Origin of the sequence: Pseudomonas sp. FSL R10-1350, from assembly GCF_009600525.1 — a bacterium.
In the GTDB taxonomy this organism is placed as follows: Bacteria; Pseudomonadota; Gammaproteobacteria; order Pseudomonadales; family Pseudomonadaceae; genus Aquipseudomonas; species Aquipseudomonas helleri.
On record NZ_WIVR01000003.1, the window covers coordinates 110,570 to 136,212 of the forward strand.

The 25,643-nt window shown below is 57.7% G+C and carries 20 protein-coding genes; 4 read left to right on the forward strand and 16 right to left on the reverse strand.

The window, feature by feature from the left end; genetic code table 11:
* Nucleotides 1–122 precede the first annotated feature (122 nt).
* Nucleotides 123–1,679, reverse strand: coding sequence for an EAL domain-containing protein (locus GHO25_RS02495; RefSeq protein WP_153389812.1), 1,557 nt, complete (start codon nt 1,677–1,679; stop codon nt 123–125).
* A gap of 329 nt (nt 1,680–2,008) precedes the next feature.
* Here GHO25_RS02495 and hppD point away from each other — a divergent pair, with 329 nt between their 5' ends.
* Nucleotides 2,009–3,085 carry a 4-hydroxyphenylpyruvate dioxygenase gene (gene hppD, locus GHO25_RS02500; protein ID WP_153328943.1) on the forward strand — a complete coding sequence of 359 codons (1,077 nt, stop codon included), beginning with the start codon at nt 2,009–2,011 and terminating at the stop codon, nt 3,083–3,085.
* Between the two features lie 99 nt (nt 3,086–3,184).
* On the opposite strand, the gene GHO25_RS02505 is transcribed toward hppD, so the two are convergent.
* The 3 genes from GHO25_RS02505 to GHO25_RS02515 are packed head-to-tail and all read right to left on the reverse strand — an operon-like array spanning nt 3,185 to nt 8,138.
* A complete protein-coding gene (locus GHO25_RS02505) occupies nt 3,185–3,823 on the reverse strand; it encodes a DUF1345 domain-containing protein (protein ID WP_153389813.1) in 639 nt (212 codons plus the stop codon).
* 56 nt (nt 3,824–3,879) lie between these two features.
* Entirely contained in the window at nt 3,880–6,981 is a 3,102-nt protein-coding gene (locus tag GHO25_RS02510) for an efflux RND transporter permease subunit (protein WP_153389814.1), read from the reverse strand.
* 2 nt (nt 6,982–6,983) lie between these two features.
* Nucleotides 6,984–8,138 (reverse strand): efflux RND transporter periplasmic adaptor subunit, encoded by a 1,155-nt coding sequence (locus GHO25_RS02515; protein WP_153389815.1) that lies wholly within the window; start codon nt 8,136–8,138, stop codon nt 6,984–6,986.
* A 179-nt stretch (nt 8,139–8,317) separates the two neighbouring features.
* Here GHO25_RS02515 and GHO25_RS02520 point away from each other — a divergent pair, with 179 nt between their 5' ends.
* Together GHO25_RS02520 and GHO25_RS02525 are read left to right on the forward strand one after the other, a co-directional pair.
* Nucleotides 8,318–9,019: a response regulator transcription factor gene (locus GHO25_RS02520; protein ID WP_048371735.1), complete on the forward strand. Its 702-nt coding sequence runs from the start codon at nt 8,318–8,320 to the stop codon at nt 9,017–9,019.
* Nucleotides 9,020–9,022: 3 nt separating this feature from the next.
* The gene (locus GHO25_RS02525) at nt 9,023–10,318 is read left to right on the forward strand and encodes an ATP-binding protein (RefSeq protein WP_178109948.1); all 1,296 of its coding nucleotides are present in this window, start codon (nt 9,023–9,025) and stop codon (nt 10,316–10,318) included.
* Nucleotides 10,319–10,351: 33 nt separating this feature from the next.
* Here GHO25_RS02525 and rarD (GHO25_RS02530) read toward each other — a convergent pair whose 3' ends face one another.
* The 4 genes from rarD (GHO25_RS02530) to GHO25_RS02545 all read right to left on the reverse strand — a co-directional run bounded on the left by rarD (GHO25_RS02530) (nt 10,352) and on the right by GHO25_RS02545 (nt 14,525).
* Nucleotides 10,352–11,233, reverse strand: coding sequence for an EamA family transporter RarD (gene rarD / locus GHO25_RS02530; RefSeq protein WP_178109949.1), 882 nt, complete (start codon nt 11,231–11,233; stop codon nt 10,352–10,354).
* A gap of 235 nt (nt 11,234–11,468) precedes the next feature.
* Nucleotides 11,469–12,353, reverse strand: a complete 885-nt coding sequence (gene rarD, locus GHO25_RS02535; RefSeq protein WP_048371730.1) for an EamA family transporter RarD — start codon at nt 12,351–12,353, stop codon at nt 11,469–11,471.
* A gap of 117 nt (nt 12,354–12,470) precedes the next feature.
* A complete protein-coding gene (locus GHO25_RS02540) occupies nt 12,471–12,746 on the reverse strand; it encodes a peptidylprolyl isomerase (RefSeq protein ID WP_019409622.1) in 276 nt (91 codons plus the stop codon).
* A gap of 45 nt (nt 12,747–12,791) precedes the next feature.
* Nucleotides 12,792–14,525: an ATP-binding protein gene (locus GHO25_RS02545; protein ID WP_048391441.1), complete on the reverse strand. Its 1,734-nt coding sequence runs from the start codon at nt 14,523–14,525 to the stop codon at nt 12,792–12,794.
* A 241-nt stretch (nt 14,526–14,766) separates the two neighbouring features.
* Between GHO25_RS02545 and GHO25_RS02550 the strand changes: the two genes are divergently transcribed.
* Nucleotides 14,767–16,068, forward strand: coding sequence for an OprD family porin (locus tag GHO25_RS02550; RefSeq protein ID WP_153389816.1), 1,302 nt, complete (start codon nt 14,767–14,769; stop codon nt 16,066–16,068).
* Nucleotides 16,069–16,153: 85 nt separating this feature from the next.
* Here GHO25_RS02550 and GHO25_RS02555 read toward each other — a convergent pair whose 3' ends face one another.
* The 8 genes from GHO25_RS02555 to GHO25_RS02590 form a co-directional block, all read right to left on the reverse strand.
* Nucleotides 16,154–17,092 (reverse strand): carbohydrate kinase, encoded by a 939-nt coding sequence (locus GHO25_RS02555; protein ID WP_153389817.1) that lies wholly within the window; start codon nt 17,090–17,092, stop codon nt 16,154–16,156.
* Between the two features lie 5 nt (nt 17,093–17,097).
* Nucleotides 17,098–18,585 carry a xylulokinase gene (gene xylB, locus GHO25_RS02560; protein ID WP_153389818.1) on the reverse strand — a complete coding sequence of 496 codons (1,488 nt, stop codon included), beginning with the start codon at nt 18,583–18,585 and terminating at the stop codon, nt 17,098–17,100.
* 58 nt (nt 18,586–18,643) lie between these two features.
* On the reverse strand, nt 18,644–20,119 hold the full coding sequence (locus tag GHO25_RS02565) for a mannitol dehydrogenase family protein (RefSeq protein ID WP_153389819.1): 1,476 nt from the start codon (nt 20,117–20,119) through the stop codon (nt 18,644–18,646).
* Nucleotides 20,120–20,149: 30 nt separating this feature from the next.
* Nucleotides 20,150–21,253 (reverse strand): ABC transporter ATP-binding protein, encoded by a 1,104-nt coding sequence (locus GHO25_RS02570; protein WP_048371717.1) that lies wholly within the window; start codon nt 21,251–21,253, stop codon nt 20,150–20,152.
* 22 nt (nt 21,254–21,275) lie between these two features.
* Nucleotides 21,276–22,109 (reverse strand): carbohydrate ABC transporter permease, encoded by an 834-nt coding sequence (locus GHO25_RS02575; RefSeq protein WP_178109950.1) that lies wholly within the window; start codon nt 22,107–22,109, stop codon nt 21,276–21,278.
* Between the two features lie 7 nt (nt 22,110–22,116).
* On the reverse strand, nt 22,117–23,043 hold the full coding sequence (locus GHO25_RS02580; protein ID WP_048371714.1) for a carbohydrate ABC transporter permease: 927 nt from the start codon (nt 23,041–23,043) through the stop codon (nt 22,117–22,119).
* A 137-nt stretch (nt 23,044–23,180) separates the two neighbouring features.
* Nucleotides 23,181–24,491, reverse strand: coding sequence for a sugar ABC transporter substrate-binding protein (locus tag GHO25_RS02585; protein WP_153328930.1), 1,311 nt, complete (start codon nt 24,489–24,491; stop codon nt 23,181–23,183).
* A gap of 141 nt (nt 24,492–24,632) precedes the next feature.
* Nucleotides 24,633–25,568, reverse strand: coding sequence for an AraC family transcriptional regulator (locus GHO25_RS02590; protein ID WP_153389821.1), 936 nt, complete (start codon nt 25,566–25,568; stop codon nt 24,633–24,635).
* Nucleotides 25,569–25,643: the final 75 nt, after the last annotated feature.

A 25,643-nucleotide genomic window follows, 5' to 3' on the forward strand; every position in this document is an offset into this window, starting at 1 on the left:
CAGCCGAAACACGAGGGCTTTGTTATTGACTGTCAATAAACTTCAGCCTGATCGAAATTGTAGTTGTCATTTTTCCGTGCGCCAGCCGATATTCACTTTTGCTGAAGAATCACCTTGAACGTTTAAACCGACACTCGATGTTGCGCCATTAAAGACTTAATGAAATCGTCGGCGGTTAACGGACGGGCATATAGATACCCCTGCAAAAACTCTACGCCTTTAAGTGCCAGATACTCACTTTGCTCTTGTGTTTCGACGCCCTCAGCCACCAGCCCGAGGTTTAGCTTGGCGCTCAGGTCAATGATGCTGTCCAGGATCGGGCTGGATAGTGCATCTGCCCCAATCATGGCGACAAAGCTTTGATCGATCTTCAAGTAATCGACATTGAATTCGTGCAAGTAGCTCAAGCTTGAGTGCCCGGTACCAAAATCATCCAGCGCAATCATGATCCCCATCGCGCGCAGCTCGGCAAACAACTGGTGGGTGATCACGCTGGGTATCACCAATTCGCGCTCAGTCAACTCCAGTACCAGCGTAATGCGTCCCGGCGGGAATGCCTGAAGCAGCGCACGGCAATCGTCTATCAGTTCAAGGCTGTGGCAGTGATGAGCGCTAATGTTGAAGCCCAAGTGAAAGCCCTGCGCCATGCTATTGGCGTGAGGCGCCAGTAACTGTGCAGTTTGACGAAACAGCGAACGGGTCATCGGCACAATGAGACCCGAGTGTTCCGCCAGTGGAATAAACAAGTCAGGCCGCACCAACCCTTCAGTTGGGTGTTGCCAGCGCATCAGCACTTCGGCACCGGCCCATTGTTGTGTGTCACTGCGCACCACTGGCTGAAAGTATGGAATGAACTCTTCGGCTTCCAGCCCGCGTTGCAGCTCGTGGGTGGGGGAGGATAAAGACATACGCTTTTGTAGCCAGAGAACAGTCGCGCCAGAGACGCAGCCCAAAAATACAAACAGGGCCAACAAGCCCAAGTACCGGGCTTTAATAAAACGCCACAGCGTACCTTCGCTAAACCCTGCCATGACGCGATAAGGATATTGCGCAGACGACACGCTTACAGATGCAACAGGAAAAGGCGCAGACGGTGTATTGCGGATCACTGCGTAGCGGTCTATGGAGTTGTTGCCCACTTGAAACATCATTTGCGTGTACGGGTTGATTAGACTCAAGACATTGATCAAGTGCAGGCCGTAGAGGCTGACAATGGCACCGGCCTGGTCTTGTTCGCGGCGATAAACCAGCAGTGGCTGGTCTGGGGTAACCGCGTTGCCGGGCATGAGCCACAACACGCCGTTGTTATAGTCAGCCGCATTGACCGGTTCTTTAAAGTTGCCAAACAGGGATGTGCAATAAATCTGGTTATTCCAGACCAGATTCACTGAGCGGACAAAAGGGCGGCGCGTCACCTGTTCACGCAGGTCCAGTTCTACCTGTTCGCACGGCTGGCCTGCAAGAGGGGATACAACATCTGCGGCCAGCTTGGCATTGTCCAACATGAGATCGAATTGGCGAACGGCCTCTTTAGCGGTATCACTGGCTTCTGATTCCAGTGACCTGCTGGCCTGCCAGACAATGATAAAAACACCCAGGACAATGGGCAGTAACGCGCTGAGTACGACCAGCGCGTAGCGATCGGTCCATTTTCGGGTCCGTTTGAGCGTTAATGGCATTCAAGATCCCGAGGACTGATGGCGACTGCGGCAAGGTGAGATGAATAGACAAAGCCTAGCATTGGTTCAGGGTCATTTCACTTGATGTAAGACAAACATGATTACGCCATGTAGAATCCGCTTACGCATACAAGAATAATGACCCCTGTCATCAGGCGTCACCACCGCGTAAGAGATGGCTAAATGAAGATATTCGGGTTTCAACTGATCTACGGAGATTTCCTGGCGCGCAGTGTACGCGGGATCTCCTGTGCGCCGCCTGTGTCCCTCAGCATTCTTGGCAAATAACCTACTGTTAATTGTAAAAATGACTCTGATGAGGCGCCAAAATGGCCGATCTATACGAAAACCCAATGGGCCTGATGGGCTTTGAATTCATCGAATTCGCAGCGCCAGTAGCCAATACCCTCGAACCTATCTTTGAAATCATGGGCTTCACCAAGGTGGCCACCCATCGCTCCAAAGACGTGCACCTGTATCGCCAGGGCCATATCAACCTGATCCTCAATAATGAGCCGCACAGCGTTGCCTCCTACTTCGCTGCAGAACACGGGCCTTCCGTGTGTGGCATGGCGTTCCGCGTAGCCAACGCGCAAAAAGCCTACAACCGTGCGTTGGAACTGGGTGCTCAACCCATCGAAATTCCGACCGGCCCCATGGAGTTGAACCTGCCTGCCATCAAAGGCATCGGCGGTGCGCCGTTGTACCTGATTGACCGGTACGGCGAAGGCAGTTCGATTTATGACATCGACTTCGTGTTTATTGAAGGTGTTGAGCGTCATCCAGTGGGAGCAGGGCTGAAGATCATCGACCACCTGACCCACAACGTGTATCGCGGTCGCATGGCTTATTGGGCCAACTTTTACGAGAAACTGTTCAACTTCCGCGAGATTCGCTACTTCGACATCAAGGGCGAGTACACCGGCTTGACCTCCAAGGCCATGACCGCACCGGATGGCATGATCCGTATTCCTTTGAACGAAGAGTCGTCCAAAGGCTCTGGCCAGATCGAAGAGTTCTTGATGCAGTTCAACGGTGAAGGCATCCAGCACGTGGCCTTCTTGACCGATGACTTGATCAAGACCTGGGATGCATTGAAAAAAATCGGCATGCGTTTCATGACCGCGCCGCCAGACACCTACTACGAAATGCTCGAAGGTCGTCTGCCTAACCATGGTGAATCGGTCGAAGCCCTGCAGTCGCGCGGCATTCTGCTGGATGGCTCGTCGGTTGAAGGTGACAAACGCCTGTTGCTGCAAATCTTCTCGGAAAACCTGATGGGCCCGGTGTTCTTCGAATTTATCCAGCGCAAGGGCGATGACGGCTTTGGCGAGGGTAACTTCAAGGCACTGTTCGAATCCATCGAACGCGACCAGATTCGTCGTGGCGTGCTTGAAGCCAACTAAGTAACGGCAAACCGCTGTAGGAGCGAGCTTGCCTCGCGATCTTTTAAACACGCTAAAGATCGCGAGACACGCTCGCTTCTGCACGTTTGGCGGTTGGTGTTAAAACAGCCCCGCTGCAATGTTGATCGAAAACCCCAGCACTGCCGTATTGAACAAAAACCCCAGCAGCGAATGGCCCAGCACGGCTTTGCGCATCTCGCGGGTGGCGACTTCTACGTCTGACGTTTGTACCGCAACGTTCAGGGTGAAAGAGAAATACATGAAGTCCCAATAATCCGGGTTCAATTCACCTTCGGGGAAGCGCAAGGCTGGCTCCGTCCCTTCGTTGTTATAAAACAACCGCGCATAGTGCAGGCCGAAAATAACCCCGATCATCAGCCATGAGCCCACCACGGTCAGCCCGGTAAAGGCGTAGTGCAGCAGTTGCTCGGAGTGACGCAGTTGGCTGTTGCCGGTGAGTTCGAGGGTAATCGCCGCCAAGCTGACAACCGCCGCGAAGCTCACGGTGAACAGCACCATGCTGGCATTTTCGTCTTCTATTTCTGCGGTGCGTTTGACGTCGCCTACTTTGGAGCGAAGCATCAGCCACAGGGTCAGGAGCAAGTACAGCCAGACACCGGCGTTCCAGCCCAACAGAAACTTGGTGGTCAACGAGGTGGCGGGATTAAAGATGCCGACCGCCAGCCCCAACAAAGTGCCAGCGGTCAGGCGAGGGTGAGTGCGTGCAAGGTGCGGCATCGTCAATACAATCCATGTTACTGGGCGTTGCCGAACCTTAGCACGTGAAGCAGACGTTAACGTTGACGCGGTTTGCTGCGGGTCAGTTTCATCACCACCACAAAGAATACCGGCACAAATACTACGGCCAATGTGGCGACGATCATGCCGCCGATAACGCCTGTACCAATGGCTTGCTGGCTGCCCGAGCTGGCGCCTGTGGCAATCGCCAGAGGCACAACACCGAGAATAAAGGCCAACGAAGTCATGACAATCGGCCGCAGACGCAGGCGGGCGGCTTTCACCGTGGCCTCAACCAGGTCATGGCCTTCGTCGTACAGGGTCTTGGCGAATTCGATGATCAAAATGGCGTTCTTGGCCGACAAGCCAATAATCGTAATCAAGCCCACTTTGAAGAACACGTCATTCGGCATGCCGCGCAACGTCACCGCCAACACCGCACCGAGCACGCCCAAAGGCACTACCAACAGCACTGCGGTGGGGATCGACCAGCTTTCATAAAGCGCCGCCAGGCACAGGAACACCACCAGTAACGACAGGCCCAATAACAACGGCGCCTGAGAGCCGGAGAGCTTTTCCTGCAGCGACAACCCCGTCCATTCAAGGCCGATGCCTGCCGGCAACTGATCAACCAGGCGTTGCATTTCCAGCATGGCTTCACCCGTTGTGTGGCCCGGGCCTGCTTCACCCGAAATACTCACCGCCTGATAACCGTTGTAGCGGGACATCTGCGACGGGCCTTGAATCCAGCGCGCTTCGACAAACGACGACAATGGCACCATTTTCCCCAGGTTATTGCGCACATTGATCTTCAGCAGGTCTTCAACCTGGCTGCGTTGATCGCCTTCAGCCTGCACGACAACCCGTTGCATGCGCCCCTGATTGGGGAAGTCATTGACGTAGGCAGAGCCCACGGCGGTCGACAGCACATTACCGATGTCGGCAAACGAAATGCCCAGTGCATTGGCCCGTTTACGGTCGACTTCGAGTTGCACTTGCGGGCTTTCTGCCAGGGAGTCTTCGCGCACGTTGGCCAGTACCGGGCTTTTCTCGGCCAGGGCCATCAACTCGGTGCGCGCTTGCATCAGCACGTCATAACCGACACCGCCACGGTCTTGCAGGCGCAATTCAAAACCGCTGGAGGTGCCCAAACCACTGACCGCAGGCGGCAGAATGGAGAACGCCACGGCGTCTTTAAGCTCGCCAAACGCGGCGTTCGCGCGATCTGCGATGGCCGCAGCGGAATCCTTGATGCCACGGATCGACCAGTCCTTGAAGGTGGTAAACGCCAGCGCGGCGTTCTGCCCGCTACCCGAGAAGCTGAAGCCCAGAATCATGGTCACGTTGCTGACCCCGGGTTCTTCGGCGTAGTGAGCTTCGATCTGCTTGGCCACCGCGATCGTACGGCCCTGGCTGGCCCCCGGCGGCAACTGAATGTCAGTAATGATGAAGCCCTGATCCTCAACGGGCAGAAAGGAGGAGGGCAGGCGCGCAAAACACACCACCAGCACCACCAGCAAGGCACCGTAAAGCAACAGATAACGGCCGCTGCGTTTGATCAGGTGCACCACCCAATGCTCGTAGCCCTCAGACAGCCGCTCAAACTTGCGGTTGAACCAGCCAAAAAAGCCGCCCTTGGCATGGTGCTCACCCTTGGCAATGGGCTTGAGCAGTGTCGCGCACAGGGCCGGGGTCAGCGACAGGGCCAAGAACGCCGAGAACAGAATCGAGGTTGCCATCGCCACCGAGAACTGCTGATAGATCACGCCCACCGAGCCCGGCATAAACGCCATGGGAATGAACACGGCCACCAGTACCAGAGTAATGCCGATGATCGCCCCGCTAATTTGCGTCATGGCCTTGTGCGTGGCCTCGCGGGGCGGCAAGCCTTCGCTGAGCATGATCCGCTCGACGTTCTCTACCACCACAATCGCGTCGTCCACCAGAATCCCGATGGCCAGTACCATGCCGAACATGGTCAGTACGTTGATCGAGAAACCCAGGACCAGCATCGTGGCGAATGTGCCCATCAGGGCCACAGGCACCACCAGGGTCGGGATCAGCGTGTAACGGATGTTCTGCAAGAACAGGAACATCACCGCGAACACCAGCACCATGGCTTCGATCAGTGTGTACACCACCTTGGTGATCGAGACTTTGACGAACGGCGTGGTGTCATAAGGGATCTTGTACTCAACGCCCTCAGGGAAGTAGCGGCTCAGCTCATCCATTTTGGCGCGGATCATATTGCCGGTACTCAAGGCGTTCGCCTCAGGTGCCAATTTGACGCTGAAAGCACTGGACGACTTGCCGTTCAGGCGGGTGCCGTATTGGTACTCCTGGCTGCCGATCTCAACCCGTGCGACATCGCTGACCCGGACTGTGGAACCGTCCGGGTTGGCGCGCAGGACAATATCGCCGAACTCTTGCGGGCTCGACAGCTGGCCTTTAACCAGCACCGTGGCGGTAATTTCCTGGGTCGAACGCCCCGGCAAATCACCGATGCTGCCAGCAGACACTTGCGCGTTCTGGCTGGCAATCGCTTGGTTGACGTCCGCCGGTGTCAGGTTGAAACCAATGAGTTTTTGCGTGTCGATCCAGATCCGCATGGCCCGTTCAGAGCCATACTGCTGAGCCTTGCCGACCCCTTCAACACGCTTGATCTCGTTCATCACGTTGCGCGCGAGGTAGTCGCTGAGGGCAACCTCATCCAGCCCGCTGCTCGGGTCTGCAGTCAGCGTTACCAGCATCAAGAAGCCCGAGGAGATTTTCTCCACCTGCAAGCCTTGCTGGATAACTGCTTGTGGTAAACGTGACTCCACCGCTTTAAGACGGTTTTGCACGTTGACCTGAGCCATTTCCGGGTCGGTTCCCGGCTTGAACGTGGCCGTAATGCTGGCACTGCCCAGGCTACTTTGGGACTCGAAATACAGCAGGCCGTCGGTGCCGTTGAGCTCTTGCTCAATCAGGCTGACCACGCTTTCGTCCAGGGTATGCGCCGAGGCGCCGGGGTACACCGCATACACTTCAACTTGCGGCGGTGCCACCACCGGGTATTTGGCCACAGGCAGCTTCGGCAGCGCCAAGGCTCCGGCCAGCACAATAAATAACGCTACGACCCAGGCAAAGATCGGGCGATCGATAAAAAACTGCGGCATGCTCACCGATCCGTGGAGTGTGCGAGGGGAGGTGTTGGGTCATCAATTTGCACCTGTTCACCGGGACGTGCGTGTTGCAGGCCTTCGATCACAATGCGGTCGCCCGCCTTCAGGCCTTCGTTAACGATCCAGCGATCATTGATCACGCCGCCCAGTTGCACGGGCTGCTGTTTGACCCGGCTTTCAGCATCTACCAGCAGCACCTGCGCCACCCCTGCGCTGTCACGCAGAATGGCCCGTTGCGGCACGCTGATGCCTTGCTTATTGACGGCCTGTTCCAGACGCACGCGGACAAAGCTGCCCGGCAACAAGTCGCGGTCCGGGTTGGCAAACTCACTGCGCAGGATGATCTGCCCGGTGCTCGGGTCAACGCTGACATCGGTAAACAACAGTTTGCCCGGTACCGGGTAGAGGCTGCCGTTGTCGCGGATCAAAGTGACGCGTGCCTGATTCTTGCCAACCTGCTGCAAGTCCCCGGCGCGGAATGAATCGCGCAGGTTGTCGAGGTCGCGGGTCGATTGCATCAGGTCAACCTGAATCGGGTCCAACTGCTGAATGCGCGCCAGCGGTGTCACTTCACCCTGGCCTACCAGTGCACCTTCGGTGACCAGCGCACGACCGATACGCCCGGAAATCGGCGCTGTCACGGTGGCATAGCCCAGATTCAGTTTTGCCCGTTGCACAGCGGCCTTGTTGGCGGCGACTTCGGCCTGGGCCTGCAGCGATTGCGCGCGGGCATTGTCGTAGTCCTGACGGCTCACGGCATTGCTGTCGACCAAGGCGCTGTAACGCTGGTCTTGCAGTTTTGCCTGGAGGGCAAGTGCCTCGGATTTGCGCAGTGCTGCTTGCGCGCTGTCCAGATCGGCCTGCAACGGCGCAGGATCAATAATAAACAGCACGTCCCCTTGTTTGACTTCGCTGCCTTCTTCGAAAGCGCGCTTGAGGACGACGCCCGCCACTCGCGCGCTGACCTGCGCGACACGCGGCGCAACCACGCGGCCACTCAGTTCGTTATTGATCGACAGCGCTTGCGGGACGATGACTTCAGTGCTGACCTTGACCACAGGCGTCTTTTCTTCAGTGGCCGGAGTTTTACCGCAGGCACTCAAGGCTAAAGCCAGTGCCGAAAGACATAGCGGGACGAAGAGCTTTTTCAACGTTCGTGCCTTCTTATATATGCAGGGTAAGTCTGTAAAAGACCTTGGCATGCTAAGCGCAGCACGCAAAAGGCGTTGTGAAGCTGTGTAGGCGGTGTGTGAAAAAGTGTGAAGGTTCTGCTCCTATCCCTGAGAGGTTGTATATCCTTTGGGTTTTCCCCCGGTTGTAAGCATTTATTATGCCCACTATCTTGCTGGTCGAAGACGACGCCGCACTCTCCGAACTGATCGCCAGTTATCTCGAACGCAATGGTTACCAGGTCAATGTCATTGCGCGCGGTGACCAAGTGCGTGATCGAGCGCGAAACAACCCCCCGGATCTGGTGATTCTCGACCTGATGTTACCGGGGCTGGATGGTTTGCAGGTCTGCCGATTACTGCGAGCTGACTCCGAAAGCTTGCCAATCCTGATGTTGACTGCGCGCGACGATAGTCATGATCAGGTTCTGGGGCTAGAGATGGGGGCCGACGATTATGTGACAAAACCTTGCGACCCTCGCGTCCTGTTGGCGCGTGTGCGCACTTTATTGCGGCGCAGCAGCCTGGCAGAGCCGCACGTCGCCAGTGACCGGATCCTGATGGGCAACCTGTGCATTGACTTGTCGGAACGCACAGTGACATGGCGCGGCGACATCATCGAACTGTCCAGCGGCGAATACAACCTCTTAGTGGTGTTGGCCCGGCATGCCGGCGAAGTGCTCAGTCGCGACCAGATCCTGCAACGTCTGCGCGGCATCGAATTCAACGGCACCGACCGTTCGGTTGACGTGGCCATCTCCAAATTGCGCCGCAAGTTCGACGATGACGCCGGTGAAGCCCGCAAAATCAAAACTGTGTGGGGCAAAGGTTACTTGTTCAGCCGCTCGGAATGGGAATGCTGATTCGTGTTCAAAATTCTCATCCGTCTGTATCTGGTGACTATCGTGACGTTCGCCGGGGCCATTTATCTGGTGCCGGAAATGATCGTGGCGGTGTTTCACGACCGTTTCATGAATTACAACGTTGATATGTCACGCGGCATGCAAGCCTTGCTGGTCAAGCAGTTTGACCAGGTGCCTGCGCAGCAGTGGCCCGAGTTAGCACAGGCCCTTGATAGCCAATTCGCGCCGTTGCGGATCAATCTGCTGCCCATTACTGACCCGCAGTTCAGCACCGCCGAGCAGCACCAGTTACATCAGGGGCAGGGCGTGTTGCGCATCGGTGAGTGGGGCTGGCGCACGCGGGTGGTTTCGCCGCTGAACGGCGAGCAGGCCATCGAACTGGTGATGCCGCCTGATCCGTTCGACCTGAACGTGCTGTATTGGAGCATCAACGTGTTGATTGGTGCGGCGTTGCTCGCGGGCTTATTGCTGTGGCTGCGCCCGCACTGGCGCGATCTTGAGCGGCTCAAGCGCACGGCGGCACGTATTGGTCAGGGGCAGCTCAGCGAGCGTACGCAGATATCCCCGCGCTCCAACATTTACAGCCTGGCCAGCGCCTTTGACACGATGGCCCAGGACATCGAGAACCTGCTCAACCAGCAGCGGGATTTGCTCAACGCGGTCTCACATGAGTTGCGTACCCCATTGACCCGCCTCGATTTTGGCCTGGCGCTGGCACTCTGTGACGATCTGCCGCCCGCCAGTCGTGAGCGCTTGCAGGTGCTGGTCGGGCATATCCGCGAGCTGGATGAATTGGTGCTGGAATTGCTGTCGTTCAGCCGTCTGCAAAACCCGGCGCTGGTCCCGGAGCGCATCGAGGTGTCACTGGCAGAGTTTATCGACAGCATCCTCGGCAGTTTTGACGAGGAGCTTGAAGCCCCGGAAATCGTCCTCGACGTGATGCTGCACGGCACCGAAGAGCGTTTTGCCCTCGACCCGAGGCTGACGGCCCGGGCTTTGCAAAACCTGTTGCGCAATGCCATGCGCTACTGCGATCGACGGATTCAGGTGGGGGTTAGCCTCAATGCCAAAGGCTGTTCGCTGTGGGTGGATGACGACGGCATCGGCATTCCCGAGCAAGAACGAGAACGCATCTTCGAGCCGTTTTACCGCCTGGACCGCAGCCGCGATCGGGCAACCGGTGGTTTTGGCCTGGGGCTGGCCATCAGCAGGCGAGCCCTGGAAGCCCAGGGCGGCACCTTGAATGTTGAGCAATCGCCGTTGGGCGGGGCGCGTTTCAAGCTGTGGTTGCCAGTCTGACGCAACGTAGCGCGGGCGAACCCGCGCTTTGCCTCAGATCGAGCGGCGTTGGCGGCTCACGTGTTTCAAGCCTTCAAGCACCAAGACCGCCACGGCCAGCCAGATCGGCCCATAGGTCAGCCATTGGCCTTCTTCCAGGCTATCGCCCAGCAACAGGGCGACGGCCACCAGCAGCACCGGCTCAACGTAGCTGAGCAGGCCAAACAAGCTGAAGGGCAGCAAACGGCTGGCGAGAATATAAGAAAAGCCGGCGGCCGCACTGATGATCCCCATCAAGGGCACCAGCCAATACAGTGCCTGGCGCTGCGCATCGAGATCTACATGCTGGCCCGCCAGCACAAACCACAGCGCAACCGGCACCATCAGCAGCATGTCCAGCCACAGACCGCCCAGGTTATCGATGCCGATTTTCTTGCGCAGCACGAAGTACATCGGGTAGCCGATGGCCACAACCAGTGTGGTCCAGGAGAACCCGCCGGTGCGGTACAACTCGTTCGCCACGCCAATCACGGCCAGGGCGGTGGCTATTTTCTGCAAATGCGAAAGATGCTCGCCGTAGACAATGCGCCCGGTGAGAATCATGGTCAGCGGCAGCAGAAAGTAACCCAATGACACATCCAGGCCGTGCCCGTTGATCGGCCCCCACATAAACATCCATAGCTGCACGCCGACCAGAAAGCTGGTGACCAGTACGCAAGGAATTAGAAGAGGTTTGTCTCGTAAGCGATTGAAAATTATGGGAACCCATTTCCAATCACCAGAGAAGCAGATAAACAGAGTCATGAAGGGCAGCGAGATCAGTATTCGCCAGCCGAAGATTTCCTGGCCATCAAGCGGCCAAAGCAGGGAAGTGAAGTAGTACAGGACGCCAAACAAGCAGGAAGCCAAAATCGATAAAACAATACCTTTAGACACAACAACCTCAATGGATCTACAGCGTTACTCATGAGAGTGGGCACATAGATTGAGGTTGTTGGAGGTCGTTGGCAAATCCCTTTTAAACCAGTGACTTGGCTCAAAGACTTACAGAATACGATCAAGCTCTAAAAGTCCAAGCAAATACTGGGCCAAAGTAGTTTTAAACGAGCGTTCGTGTTTTCTGAAAAAGTGATTAACGGTAGTGTGTGCCACACCCGGACAGGCTCAAACGTTACACAGAGCGACGTTGGCGCACCAAGTGTTTAAACCCTTCAAAGATCAGCACCATTACCGCCAGCCAGATCGGGATGTACGTCAGCCATTGGCCTGAGCTGATGCTTTCGCCCAGTAGCAGGGCGACAAGTACCAGCAACACCGGTTCAACATAGCTGAGCAAGCCAAACAGGCTGAACGGCAGCATCCGGCTGGCAATGATGTAGCTGATCAAGGCCAGGGCACTGATGCCGCCCAGAATCGGGATTAGCACATACAGTGCTGCTCGCTCGCTGGCCACGTCGAAACCGTGTTCGCCGCTTTGCACGAACCACCAGGCAATCGGGATCAGCAACAGCATGTCAAACCACAAACCGCCGAGGTTGTCGGTCGCCATGCGTTTGCGCAGCACGAAATACACCGGGTAACCAATGGCCACCAGCAGCGTGGTCCATGAGAACCCGCCCACGCGATAGACCTCGTTGGCCACACCAATGGTGGCCAGGGCAGCAGCGATTTTTTGCAAGTGTGATAAGTGCTCGCCAAACACGATGCGCGCGGTCAGCAGCATGGTCAGCGGCAGCAAAAAGTACCCCAGCGACACATCCAGGCTATGCCCGTTAAGCGGCGCCCACAGGAACAGCCAGAGTTGCACCCCAACCAGCGCGCTGGAAGCCGCCAGCACGCCCCACAACCGAGGCTGCTTGCGCAGGCGGGAGAAGATCACCGGGACGTGTCGCCAGTCACCCGAGAAAAACATGAACAGCGTCATGCATGGCAGCGTCAGAAGCATCCGCCAACCGAATATCTCAGCCCCGCTGAGGGGCCACAGCATGGACGTGTAGTAATACATGACACCGAACAGGCTCGATGCCAGAACCGATAAAACAATACCTTTGGACACAACAGCCTCGTTGAAACGCACTTTATGATTTTTAGGAAGTGCATAGCTTGAGGCTATGGAAGGTGCAGGGCAATAACATAAAGGAGGTAGGGGTTTGTTCCCGCAGGGTTAACCGATTCAGTCGCGGTAAAACACTTGCACCAGGTGATAGCCGAATTTGCTCTTCACCGGGCCGTGCACCACGCGCAGCGGCTTTTTGAAGATGATCTGATCAATCACCCCGACCATCTGCCCCGGACGCACTTCGCCCAAGTCACCCCCGCGCTTGCCTGACGGGCAGGTAGAGAACTTTTTTGCCAGCACATCGAAGGCTTCGCCTTTGGCAATGCGCTGCTTGAGCGACTCGGCTTCTTCGGCGGTCTTGACCAGAATGTGACGGGCTTGAGCTTTCATGGGGCAGATACCTTGCAACTGTGGGGCTTTTTACGAGGGCGCGGATTATGCCTGAGTTTTCTCCAGGTAGCGCGGCAAGTGCAAGCGCACGCGGGTGCCGGAGCCACTTTCGCTGATGATGCTGACGTGCCCGCCGGACTGCTGGGCAAAGCCGTAGATCATCGACAGGCCCAGACCGGTGCCTTGGCCCACCGGCTTGGTGGTAAAGAACGGGTCAAAGGCCTTGGCAAGAATTTGCGGAGTCATGCCCGCACCGTTGTCGCTGACTTCAAACATCACATACTCACCGGCCTTGATCGGCTCAAGCGTGCTGGACTGGCTGTCCGTGAGGTAGGTATTGGCGGTACGCACGACCAACTCGCCGCCGTCTGGCATGGCGTCACGGGCATTGATAATCAGGTTGAGCAGGGCGCTTTCGAGCTGGCCGCTGTCAGTGTTCACGGCCCAGACGTCTTCGCCCAGTTCAACGTGCAAATCAATGTTGGCCCCTTTAGTACTGCTGAACAGCGCTTGCAGTGAGCTGACCAGTTGGTTGGGGTCCAGCGGCCTGCGGTCCAGTGATTGGCGCCTGGAAAACGACAGCAATCGGTGGGTCAGGGCCGCTGCACGCTGTGCCGAAGACACCGCTGCGTCGGTAAAACGACCCACTTCGGTGATCCGCCCGGCCGCGATGTAACGCTTCATCAAGTCCAGGCTGCCGAGAATCCCGGTGAGCATATTGTTGAAGTCGTGGGCGATACCGCCGGTTAACTGGCCCACGGCTTCCATTTTCTGGGCATGCCGCAAAGCTTCTTCGGCCCGTTCACGCTCGTGCATCTCACGTTGCAGTTGCGCGTTGGCTTCGGCCAATGCCTGGGTGCGCTGCGCTACGCGCTCTTCAAGGGTTTCATTGAGATTGAGCAGCGCTTGTTCGGTTTTTTTACGCTCGGTGATGTCCAGCGCCGCGCCCATAAAGCGCTGAGCACTGCCGGGGCCGCCGGAAAAACAACGGCCCCGGGCAAAAATCCAGCGCACCTTGCCGTCCAGGTTCTGCAGGCGATATTCCTGGGCATACTCGCCGTTGCGGGTCACGCAGTCCTTGATCGTACGGGTCAGCAGTGCGCGGTCATCAGGGTGCACGCCTTGCAGGTAGGCGGTGATCGGCAATTGCCCGGAAAGCTGCGGCTCGATGCCGTGCATTTGCGCGAAGCGGCTATCGGTAACAAACAGGTCCTGGTCAATGTTCCAGTCCCAGGTGCCGACGCCGTTGGTGGCGGTGAGTGCCAATTGCAGACGCTCTTCAGTGTCGTGTTGGGCTTTGCGGCTGGCCAGCGAGCGTTGGCGCAACTTGATGGCGGTGCGCCTGCGGCGCGAGGTCTTGACTGCCGTCATCAGGATGCCCGCCACGTTGCCTTGCTCGTCATGAACCGGGCTGAAGGTCAGGTCCAGCCACAGTTCGGTGGCGTGCTTCTGGTCCGGATAAAGGAAGTACTGGTCCAGGTACGAGCGGCTTTGCCCGGCCCGTACCGAGGCAATCACCGGTCGACTGAACTCTGCGTATTCTGGCCAGCTGAAATGCAGCGGCTGAGCAAAGCCTGCCGGGTGCTTGTTGCCCGCCAGTGCGGCAAAACTGTCGTTGTAGATTTGCGTCAGTTCTTCGCCCCACAGCAGCAACATTGGCATGGGTGAGTGCATGACCATTTGCGCACTGGTGCGCAGGCTTTGCGGCCAGTCAGTGATCTGGCCCAAAGGGCTGCGTGCCAACGCCGTGAGTTGGCGGGTGGTAAAAACGGCGCTCATGGATAAGTCCCGAGTGTGAAGCTAAAAGAAGTGTATTTAATGCCGGATAGCGGCTAAAGGCTATTAATGATCTTGAAAAGCCCGTGCTTGAGCGTGCGACTAAGGTCCAATGAGTGTCGAGCTTAGCCTTTCGTACAATTGCGCCCCGTTTTTACAGGCAAGGGATTCGCGTCGGTATTTCACCGCAGGTGCGACGTCCCTTGTTTTTGTTGCGCGAAAGATTCGCTGCTGGAGCATGGTCATGGTTCATCCTTTTTCATCGTTGAAGCAAAGCCGCATGGCGCGTATGAGTGCACTGGCCGTGTGTGCCGGTTTCGCTGCCCAGACGCAGGCCGGCGGTTTTTTTGAAGACAGCAGCGGCTCGCTGGAGTCGCGCACGGTGTACTTCAATCGCGACTTCCGCGATGGCAGCAGTTCAAGCCCTCAAGGCGCTTCCAAGCGCGACGAGACGGCTCAAGGCTTTATCCTCAACCTGCAATCGGGCTACACCGAAGGCACCGTCGGCTTTGGCCTCGATGCGCTGGGCATGCTGGGGATCAAGTTGGACTCCAGCCCGGCCAACAGTAACAGCGGCCTGCTGCCTTCGACCGGCAGCGATCCGCGTCGTTCCAAAGATCAATACGCCAAAGGTGGCCTGACCGCCAAAATGCGTGTTTCCAAGACCGTGCTCAAGTACGGCACCTTGCTGCCTGACCTGCCGTTGCTCAAGTACAACGACGGCCGTTTGCTGCCCAACATCTTCAACGGCGCGATGCTGGAGTCCCAGGAAATCAAAGACCTGAAGTTCATGGCTTCGCGTCTGGACCGCTACACCGCGCGGGACTCGACCGACTCCCAGGACCTGCGGCTGAACTGCAAAAACAAGCGTTATGCCTGCAACATCACGGCTGACCATTTCACGATGTACGGCCTCGATTACAAGGTTAACGACCAACTGACGGCGCAGTACCACTACGCTGAGCTGCAAGACATTTACCGTCAGCAGTTCATTGGCCTGTTGGCCAAGCAGCCGATGGGGCCGGGTGTGCTGGCCGCCGATGTGCGCTTGCTGAAAAGCGATGATAGCGGCTCGTCCAGAGCCGGGACCATCGATAACCGCGCCTTTGGCACTCTGCTGTCTTACTCCTTGGGCGGTCATAAGTTCGGCGCCGGTTGGCAGACCCTGAACGGCAAGACCTCAATGCCGTACCTGGATGGGACCAATCCGTACCTGGTCAACTATGTTCAGGTCAACGACTTCGCCAACGCGCAAGAGCGTTCGTGGCAACTGCGTTACGACTACGACTTCAAGGCCATGGGCATCGACGGTTTGTCCTTCATGACCCGCTACGTGAACGGCGACAACATCAAAGTGGTTGGCCGCAACGAAGAAGGCAAAGAGTGGGAACGCGACAGCGAGCTCAAATACGTGGTGCAGAGCGGCCTGTTCAAAGACGTCAGCGTGCGCTTCAGAAATGCGACCTACCGCACCAACTACTCAAAATTTGCCCGCGACGTCGACGAAACACGACTGATCGTCGGCTATAACCTGTCGATCTGGTAACCATCCCCCTGTAGGAGCGAGCTTGCCTCGCGAGCTTTTAAAGATCAAAAGATCGCGAGGCAAGCTCGCTCCTACAAGAGATGTCTTAATCCAATTGGTGCCTGTACGGCAAATCCGGCCCGGTTTTGCTGCAGGTCAGTGCCGCCGCACGGCACGCAAAATCGAGCAGGGCGGCGATGTCCGCTTTGCTCAACTGCTGCAAGCCTTCTATTGAATCCCGTTGCTGCTCGGTCAGCCAGGCGATGACCGCTGCCTGAAAGGTGTCACCGGCGCCCACGGTATCGGCCACGGTCACCGACTGGGCAGGCACCGAATACTGCCCGTGTTCGCGACTGAACACACTTGCGCCCTGGGCACCCCGGGTCAAAAACACCAACTGACAACGCTGACTCAACCAGGATTGCGCGATCTGCTCCGGGTCTTGTCCCGGATACAGCAACTCAAGGTCTTCATCGCTGACTTTTATCAGGTCAGCATAGGGGATCAGTTGTTTGATCCGCTGGCGCCACACCTCGATATCAGGCTCAGGGTTGAGCCGCACGTTAGGGTCAAGGCTGATCAGGCGCTTGCCGCTTTCGCGTTGCACCAAGGCCAGCAACGTATCGGCAATCGGTTGCACCACCAGCGAGAACGAGCCGACGTGCACACCACGTATCTGCGGCCCCAACGTTGGCAGGTGCTGCACGTGCAGTTGCCGGTCGGCACAGCCTTCTCCGCGAAAGCTGTAGTTGGGCACGCCATTGGCATCCAGCGCGACCATGGCCAGGGTGGTGGGTGCATCGATCTCCCACCAATACTGATCCGCCACGCCTTCGTTGAGCAGGACCTGTTTCAGGCGTTTGCCCAGATAGTCCGTGGAAAGCCCGGCAAACAGCCCGGCTTCGACGCCCAGTCGGCGCAAGCCCACGGCCACGTTGAAGGGCGAACCGCCGGCAATCGCATTAAACCCGACTTTATTCGGCAAGCCGGCGGTGTCCGCCTGGGCAAAAAAATCAAATAACGCTTCACCGCATACCAGGTACATAAGTCTCACTCGGTTAAGGCGCTTACCTGCTCTCGGTAGCGCTGATAAGCCTGTTCATAGGCGAGGACATGGGTCGGGTCGGGGTCTGTCTGACTGTTTGACTCTAGGCGCACGCAACGTTGGCAGAGGTCTTCAAGGGTCTCGGCACCTGCGCTGACACACCATGCCGCCTGAATGGCGGCCCCCAGTGCCGCCGCTTCGCTTTGCTCGGTACAGACCACCGGGGTGTTCATGATGTCGGCCACCATCTGGCGCCACAGTGCGCTTTTGGAGCCGCCGCCAACCAGACAAATGGCCTGGCTTTGCAGGCCGTTACGGCGCAATAAATCCAGGCCGTAACGCAAACCAAAGGTGGTGCCTTCGATGGCGGCGCGGCACAGATTGGCCTGGGTCATATTGGTCAGGGTCAGGCCCTGAACACTGCCGGTGGCATGGGGCAGGGCGGGCACCCGTTCACCGTTCAAAAACGGCAGCATGCTGATCCCGTCGGCGCCAATCGGGGCTTGGCTGGCCAGCGTATTAAAGGCCTCGACGGACAACCCGAACAATTCACGAACAGCGCTGGTGGCGTTGGTCAGATTAAGGGTGCAAATCAGCGGCAGCCAGCCGCCGCTGGAGGAACAAAAGCTCGCCACAGAGGCATACGGGCTGATCTGCGCTTGCGCATCAAATGCGTACACGGTGCCCGAAGAGCCGAGGCTCATGGTGATGATCCCGGGGCTGATATTGCCCGTACCGATGGCGCCCAGCATGTTGTCGCCGCCTCCGCTGGACACCACGGCATTCGGGTTGAGGCCCAGCAAGTGGGCGACGTGCGGGCGCAGTGTGCCGACCGCTTGATGGGGCTCCAGCAACTGCGGCAGTGCCTGTTCCAGACGCCCGCTGGGGTCGATGTGGCACAAGATGCCGTAATCCCACTGGCGGGTTCGCACATTGAAATAGCCGGTGCCGGAAGCGTCGCCGTATTCACTGCAATAGCGCCCCGTCAGCCAGAAGTTCAGGTAGTCGTGGGGCAGCAGAATATGCGCGGTCTGTTCAAGCACCTGCGGATGGTGACGGCGTGTCCAGAGCAATTTGGACACGGTATAACCCGGTGCAATCACCAGCCCCAAGCGTTCCAGCGAACCGGTATCACCGCCCAGCCAGTCCAGCAATTGTTGGTTTTCGTCGCTGGACTCGGTGTCACACCAGAGTTTGGCCGGGCGCAGGACATTACCGTCTGCGTCGAGCAATACCAGCCCGTGCTGTTGGCCGCTAACGCCGATGCCCTGAATCTGCAGGCCGCTGACCCCGGCGTTGTCCAGGGCCTGACGGGTGGCGATCTGCAAGGCCTCAAGCCATTGCTCGGTGTCTTGCTCGCGACGGCCGTTTTCGCCCTGGATTAATGTGTGAGCGGCAGCCCCCAACCCCAGCACCTGGCCGGACTGGCTGTCGAGGACCAGGGCTTTGGTGCCCTGGGTGCCGCAATCGATGCCCAGATATAGATGTTTCATAGAAGCTTGGCCTTGCAGTACGTGTGATCGCGGACGAGGGTGGGGGGGATAGGCGCTTTTACAGCCGCGCCAGACTCTCCAGCGTCCCGCTCACGCCCACTTCACGCAAACTGTTGAGGCACCACTCAAAGGCCGCCACAAACTCGGCCGACTGCGGGATCACCGTGCCAAAAATCTCCTCAGCCCCCAGCAGGCGCTGCACGATCAGTTCGTCATCAGCCACCAACGCCTGGCAGAACTCTGCGCGCGGGTCCGGAATGGCATAGGTTTGCCCGGTTTCATCAACCCCCTTGAGGTACAACGCCCACGCCGCGACCACCAGGGCGGCACGCTTCAATTCAGCGCCGTCGGCAATCAGGCGATTGATCGTCGGCACGGTGAATTTGGGGAATTTCGACGAGCCGTCAGAGCACACGCGCTCCAATTGGTCGGCAATCGCCTGATTGGAGAAGCGCTGCACCAGCGTGTTTTTGTAGGTCGTAAGGTCAATGCCCAGCACGGGGGCGAGTTGCGGGGTGACGTCTTCGTCCATGTAGGCGCGCATGTACGCCACAAACAGCGGGTCGTTCATGGTGTCGTGGACGAAGCGATAACCCTTCAAAAAGCCCAGGTATGTCAGCGCCAGATGGCTGCCGTTGAGCAGTTTGATCTTCATTTCTTCATAGGGCGTGACGTCGTCGGTGAGCTGCACGCCCACCGTTTCCCAGGCGGGGCGGCCGTTGTTGAACTTGTCCTCCAGCACCCATTGAATAAACGGCTCGCACACCACCGGCCAGGCATCGTCGATGCCCAACTGGTCGTGCAGTTGCAAACGGTGGGCGTTGCTGGTCATGGGCGTAATGCGATCGACCATTGCATTGGGGAAGCTGACGTTGGCGGCGATCCAGTCGTGCAAATCCGGGTCGCTCAACGCGGCGAAGGCCAGCAGGGCTTTACGGGCCACATTGCCGTTATGCGGCAGGTTATCGCACGACATTACGGTAAAGGCCGGGGTGTGGTTGGCGCGGCGTTGGGCGAGGGCGGCACACAACACGCCAAACACCGTGCGCGGTGCGTGCGGCTGGGCCAGGTCCTGCTGAATCTGCGGCAGATGAGCCATAAATTCGCCGGTGCTGTCGTCGATGCAGTAGCCACCTTCGGTGATGGTCAGCGAGACGATGCGGATGTGCGGGCTGGCCAGTTTGTCGATCACCGCCTGGATGCTGTCTTCGGCCAGCAGCATGTTGCTGATCGAGCCGATGATGCGGCTTTGCGTGTCGTCGCTGTCGCCCAGTTCGAACAAGGTATAGAGGTAGTCCTGGCCTGCCAGGTCATCACGCACTTTACGGTCTTCGGGGCGCAGGCCGATGCCGCAGATGCTCCAGTCCAGATCGCGCCCTTCATTCATTAGCGCATCGGTATAAAACGCCTGATGCGCGCGGTGAAAGCCGCCGACCCCGAAATGCGCGATGCCGTGCTGCGTGTCGCTGTCGAGGTAGGTTGGCTTGGCCACTTGTGAGGTCAGGTTGTCGAGGTTACGACGGTTCAATTTCATGGGTGCGATCTCAAAAAAAGCGCGTCAGAGTCAGGCAGCAGCACGCAAGGAACGGCTTATGGCCAGCCCTTGGGCATCAAATAAATGGCAATGTTCACTGTCCAGATGCAGGTGCAATTGCTCGCCGTACTGGCTCGCCATATCACCGCGAATACGCATGGTCAGGGGTTCGCCACAGGCAGTGATCACATGGCAATAGGTGTCGCTGCCCAGGCGCTCACCGACGTCAGCGGTGACCGTCAGGGTGCAGTCCCCGGGCTTGGCCAGGTTCAGGTGCTCGGGGCGAATGCCCAGTGTCACCTCACTGCCCAGGCTCAGCGAAGGGCCGATTAAAGGCAGTTGAATGCGCGTGCCCGCATCCAGCGCGACTTCGCAGCCCTGGCTATCGAGGCGGCTGATTTTGCCTTTCAAAAAGCCCATTTTCGGCGTGCCGAGAAAGCCTGCGACAAACAGGTTGACCGGGTGGTGATACAGCTCCAGCGGCGAGCCGACCTGTTCGATTTTACCGGCGTTGAGCACCACCACCTTATCGGCCAGGGTCATGGCTTCGACCTGATCGTGGGTCACGTAAATCATGGTGGCTTGCAGTTCTTGATGCAGGCGCGCCAGTTCCAGGCGCATTTGCACTCGCAGTGCCGCATCCAGGTTGGACAGCGGTTCGTCAAACAGGAAAATCTTCGGGTTGCGCACAATCGCCCGGCCAATGGCCACGCGCTGGCGTTGCCCGCCAGATAACTGCTTGGGCTTGCGCTCAAGTAAGGGCGCCAGTTCAAGGATGCGCGCCGCTTCGTTGACCTTTTTCTCGACGTCGGCTTTGGGCACGCCCGCCAGATCCAGCGCAAACGACATGTTCTTGCGCACGGTCATGTGCGGGTACAGCGCGTAGGTCTGGAACACCATCGCCAGGTCACGCTTGGCCGGGCTGACTTCGGTGATGTCACGTCCGTCCAGGGAGATGGTCCCGCCGGTGACTTCTTCAAGCCCGGCAATCAGGCGCAGCAGGGTCGATTTACCGCAGCCCGACGGGCCGACAAACACCACGAATTCCCGGTCATTCACTTCAAGGTCAATGCCCTTGATGATCGACAGCCCTTCGAAACCTTTTTGCAAATTCTTGATTTTCAGGTTGGCCATGATGAGCCTCCAGTCGTTATTTTTATTTAACAGCGCCGAAAGACAAGCCGCGCACCAGTTGCTTCTGGCAGATCCAGCCGAAAATCAGGATCGGCGCGCAGGCCAGGGTCGAGACGGCCGACAATTTGGCCCAGAACAACCCTTCAGGGCTTGAATAAGAGGCGATCAGGGCGGTCAGCGGTGCAGCGCTGGAGGACGTCAGGTTCAGCGACCAGAAGGCTTCGTTCCAGCACAGAATCAGCGACAGCAATAAGGTCGACGCCAGGCCACCCTTGCTGATGGGCAGCAGCACGCGAATCACCTCTTGCCACAGAGTGGCGCCGTCCAGCCGGGCGGCTTCGAGGATGTCTTTGGGGATGTCCTTGAAGTAGGTGTAAATCATCCAGACCACAATCGGCAGGTTGATCAAGGTGTAGATGATGATCAGCGCGACACGGGTGTCGAGCAGGCTGAAGCTTTTGGCCAGCAGGTAAATCGGCATCAGCACGCCCACCGGCGGCAACATCTTGGTGGAGAGCATCCACAGCAGCGTGCCTTTGGTGCGCTTGGTCTCGTAGAACGCCATGGAGTAGGCGGCCGGGATCGCGATCAACATGCACAAGATGGTCGCGGTGAACGAGATCACCACCGAGTTCCAGGCAAAGTGAAAGTAGCCACTGCGCTGCTCAATGTGCAGGTAGTTTTCCAGCGTCGGGGTGAAGATAAACTGCGGCGGCGAGGCAAACGCGTCGAGTTCGGTCTTGAAGCTGGTCAGCACCATCCAGAAGATCGGGAAGAAAATCATGATCGCGATGGCCCAGGCCAGGGTGCCGAGCAGCACGCTTTGCAGACGGCGGGATTGTTGGAGTGTCATCACGTGATCCTCACGACTTGTCTGTCAGGTTTTTACCCAACATGCGCACCAGAATAATGGCGGCGATGTTGGCGATAACCACGGCGATCAACCCACCGGCCGACGCCATGCCGACGTCGAACTGCACCAGTGCCTGGTTGTAGATCAGGTAGGCAAGGTTGGTCGAGGCGTAGCCGGGGCCGCCGTTAGTGGTGGTGAAGATTTCGGCGAACACCGACAGCAGGAAGATGGTTTCAATCATCACCACCACGGCAATCGGGCGAGCCAGATGCGGCAGGGTCAGGTGCCAGAAAATCGCAATCGGCCCTGCGCCATCGAGGCGGGCGGCTTCTTTTTGCTCCTGGTCCAGCGACTGCATGGCGGTCATCAGGATCAAAATGGCGAACGGCAACCACTGCCACGAAACAATGATGATGATCGACAGCAGCGGGTAATGCGCCAGCCAGTCAATCGGCTGGGCGCCGAAGAACTTCCAGACGGCCGCGAGAATCCCGGATACCGGGTGGAAAATCAGGTTCTTCCAGATCAGCGCGCCCACCGTGGGCATGATGAAAAAGGGTGAAATGAGCAATATCCGGACAATGCCGCGGCCCATGAACTCAGTGGCTTCCAGCAGGGCACTGATCAACACCCCAAAGACCACGCTGATCAACAGCACGCTGCCGACCAGCAGCAAGGTGTTGGTGGCGCCCGGCAAAAAGCCCGAGTCGGTCAGGAAGTAGGTGAAGTTTTCCAGCCCGACAAACTGGTTTTCGCCGGGGTAGAGCAAGTTGTAGCGGATCAGCGAAAAGTACAGGGTCATGCCCAGCGGCACGATCATCCACAGTAGCAACAGCGCCACGGAGGGTGAGACCAGAAACCAGCCGGGGTTGAGCAGCCGTGATTTACGCACCTGCGGCGGAGCGTCAATCGCTGTCGTAACAGTCGAAGTTGTCATGGTAAGTACCTGAAAAATAACGCAAAGCGTTTGTGGGGGGGGCTTGCTCGCGATCGCACCACCTCAGTGAATCAGGTGTGCCGAGTTGCCTGTATCGCGAGCAAGCCCGCTCCCACAAGTTTTTGGCGTTGGGTCGACTATTTTGGATAGCCCGCACGTTTCATTTCGCGCTCAGTGGATTGCTGGGCGGCCGCCAGCGCTTGGTCCACTGTGGTCTGGCCAATCAGCGCCGCCGAGAACAATTTGCCGACCTGGGTGCCGATGGCCTGGAACTCAGGGATCGTCACCAACTGAATGCCCACATAAGGCACAGGCTTGAGGGTCGGGTCTTTGGGGTTGGCGGCTTTGAGCGATTCCAGCGTGACTTTGGCAAACGGCGCGGCTTGCAGGTAGGCGTCGGTGTAGGTCGAGTTGCGCGTGCCCGGCGGCACGTTGGCGATGCCGTCTTTTTCCGCCACTAAAGCGCCGTACTCCTTGGACGTTGCCCAGGTGCTGAAGGTTTTTGCGGCGTCTTTGGCTTTGGAACTGGTAGGAATGGCCAGTGCCCAGGAGTAAAGCCAGGCGCTGCCTTTGTCGGTGACTTGCTGCGGGGCAAAGGTAAAGCCGACATGGTCAGCAACTTTACTCTGGGACTTGTCAGTAACAAATGACCCGGCGACGCTGGCGTCAACCCAGATCGCGCATTTACCGCTGTTGAACAGCGCCAGGTTTTCGTTGAAACCGTTGCTGGTCGCGCCCGGAGGGCCGGACTCCTTCATGGTGTTGACGTAGAAGTTCAGGGCGTTCTTCCATTCAGGGCCGGTAAATTCTGGCTGCCACTTCTCATCGAACCAGCGCGCGCCATAGGCGTTGGCCACGGTGCCGATCAGAGCCATGTTCTCGCCCCAACCCGCTTTGCCGCGCAGACAAATGCCGTATTGCTCTTTATCGGGTTTGTTCAGTTGTTTGGCAAAGCCTGCGATCTGTTCCCAGGTCGGGTGCTCAGGCATGGTCAGACCTGCCTCTTTGAACAGGTCGGTGCGGTAATAGGTCATGGAGCTTTCGGCGTAAAACGGCAGGGCGTAGAGCGTGCCGTTGACTGACAAACCGTCACGCACTGACGGGAACACGTCTTCGATGGCATACGTGGCGGGCAGGTCGGTCATGGGTTCAAGCCAGCCTTTGGCGCCCCACAGTGCGGCTTCGTACATGCCAATGGTCAGTACGTCGAACTGGCCGCCCTGGGTCGCAATATCGGTGGTCAGGCGCTGACGCAGGACGTTCTCTTCGAGTACGACCCAGTTGAGCTTGATATCGGGGTGTTCGCTCTCGAAGGTTTTCGCGAGCTTTTGCATACGGATCATGTCGCTGTTGTTGACCGTGGCGATGGTCAGGGTTTGCGCGCCCAAGGCGATGCCGCTGAGGGTCATGCAAGTCGCCACACATAACGCTTTGACAGGAATATTCATTGAGCACTCCTCTTCATCGGCCAGGCGGCTTTTGAAGGACGGTTATTGTTTTTATAGCTGCCGGCCCAGAGACCTGCACGTGGGCTGATTACAGCCCTCAATCACCGTCGTGACAAAGCTTTGGAAACACTTGAACCGATACTATTTTGCACTGCGCTGACGCTCACCCGGCAGCGGCTGGTTTTGCTCGGTTAAACGCTGGACGGCAAGGCGCCGATAGTGTGATGGAGTCATGCCTTTGAGCTGCTGAAAACGCCGATTGAAGTTGGAAATATTGTTGAACCCCGACTCAAAACAGACGTCGGTGACGGCTTTTTCGCCGTCGGCCAGCAGCTCGCAGGATTTGCTGATGCGCAAACGGTTCACAAACTCGATAAAACAACGCCCGGTGGCCTGTTTGAACACCCGCGAGAAATAGGTCGGTTTCATGCCCATGTACGCGGCCACTTCTTCCAGGGGCAGCTCGCGGGCGTAGTGAGTAAAAATATAATCAACGGCGCGGTTGGTACGGTCGATGGTCTGCTCGTCAGCCAAGTGCCCTGCCGTCACGCCAGACAACAGCTGATAATCGTCGCAGTCGGCCAGCAACTGCAGCAGGATCAAAAAATGCCCCAGGCGTGTGGTTCCGGTGGCGTCAGCAATGGCCTGCATCAGGTCGACCGCCCGGCGAATGGTTTTAGCGCAACGAAACTCGATACCGTACTGCGCCCGCTCAAGCATCGGCGTCAGGGCTTTCAGCTCGGTGAACACGGTGCTCGCGTTTTCGAGCATTTCATCCGTGAAGTTGACCAGCATGTCGCGCAAGGGCACCACTTCATCCTCGCCCACCTGGCTGATCCAGTTGTGGGGCAGGTTGGGCCCGGTCAGAAACAGTGTTTCAGGGTAAAAATTGCCGATATAGTCGCCGACAAATACTTTGCCGCTGCTGGCCATAATCAGGTGCAGCTCGTATTCCTTGTGGAAGTGCCAGCGGACCAAGGGGCAGGGGAAGCCATGCTGGCGATAAATGATCGACAAGCCGTTATGGTCGTCCATCAGTTCGTAGGAAGGGTCGGTAGCTCTGGCGAGTCGCGTCATGATTTCGCGCTTATTCGGATTGTTATGGGGCGATCATGCCGCCTTATCTAAATTCCTACCAGCTACGGTTATTAC